Source organism: Streptomyces sp. NPDC059092 (assembly GCF_042756365.1).
In the GTDB taxonomy this organism is placed as follows: domain Bacteria; phylum Actinomycetota; class Actinomycetes; order Streptomycetales; family Streptomycetaceae; genus Streptomyces.
Genome location: NZ_JBHZEJ010000158.1, coordinates 1 through 1,301 on the forward strand (window position 1 = coordinate 1; position 1,301 = coordinate 1,301).

Consider the following 1,301-nt stretch of genomic DNA (forward strand, 5'->3'; position numbering starts at 1 on the left):
TGAGCTGTACTGAGATTCGTGGAGTCCCTGATGCCAGGGTTACGATCCTGGCGAAGGAGAACCACATCAGTGCCAGCACCACGGAAATACCCCGATGAACTGCGTGAGCGGGCGGTCCGCGAGGTCCGCACCACCGGCCGCCCCATCGCGCACGTTGCGAAGGACCTCGGCATCCACAAGGAAGCCTTGCGTGGCTGGGTCCGCCAGGCCGAGGCGGATGCCGGTGAACGCGACGACCGGCTGAGTACGGCCGAACTCGACGAACTCAAGCAACTCCGCAAGGAGAACGCCGAGTTGAGGCGGGCCAATGAGATCCTGAAGGCCGCTTCGGTGTTTTTTGCCCAGGAGATCGACCGTCCCCGGACGAGGCCGAGCAGGTGATCGACCACCTGCGTGAGAAGGGCCTCGGGGTCGATCCCGTCTGCCGGGAGCTGGACCTGTCGCCGTCGACGTACTTCGCCCGCAAGAAGCGCCCGAAGTCCACCCGCCGGCTGCGGGACGAACAGCTCATGCCCATGATCGAGCAGACCCACGCCGAGTCCGGCGGGACTTACGGAGCCCGCAGGATCACCCGCGCGCTGCGGCGCAGTGGCATCGAGGTGGCCCGCTGCACCATCGAGCGGCTGATGGCCGAGCTCGGCATCGAGGGCGTCATCCGCGGCCAGCGCCGGCGAACCACCGTCAGCGAGCCGTCGGCGCCGAGGCCGCCGGACCTGGTCGACCGGGACTTCACCGCCGACGGTCCCGACCGGCTTTGGGTCGCCGACATGACCTATGTCAGAACCTGGTCCGGCTGGGCTTACGTCGCCTTCGTCCTGGACGTGTTCTCCCGCGTGATCGTCGGCTGGCAGATTGCGAACCATATGCGGACCGAACTCCCCCTGGAAGCACTGGAGATGGCGCTGTGGCGTCGGCGGATCAAGAAGGACTCCGGCCTGGTCCACCACTCCGACAGGGGGTCGCAATACGTATCAATTCGCTACACCGACCGGCTGTCGGACATCGGCGCCTCCGCGTCGGTCGGCTCCGTCGCGGACTCGTACGACAACGCCATGGCCGAGGCACTGAACGGCACCTTCAAAGCTGAGCTGATCGAAATGCAGGGCCCCTGGCGGGACGTCGACCAGGTCGAGCGAGCGATCTTCCAATGGGTCACGTGGTACAACGAAGAGCGTCTCCACTCCGCTCTCGATTACGTACCGCCCACCGAGTACGAACGGGACTTCTGGCAGAGCCTGGAACAAGTCCCGCAGTCCGCCTGAGCCAAGATCACCGGACTCTACGAAACTCAGTACAGCTCA

1 protein-coding gene is annotated in these 1,301 nt (G+C 65.3%); it reads left to right on the forward strand.

From position 1 onward, the window contains the following. Nucleotides 1-30: 30 nt before the first annotated feature. A protein-coding gene (locus ACFXPL_RS37125; RefSeq protein ID WP_384927586.1) for an IS3 family transposase occupies nt 31-1,262 on the forward strand; the annotation gives its coding sequence in 2 pieces (ribosomal slippage) (nt 31-334 and nt 334-1,262; 1,233 coding nt in all). Nucleotides 1,263-1,301 lie beyond the last annotated feature (39 nt).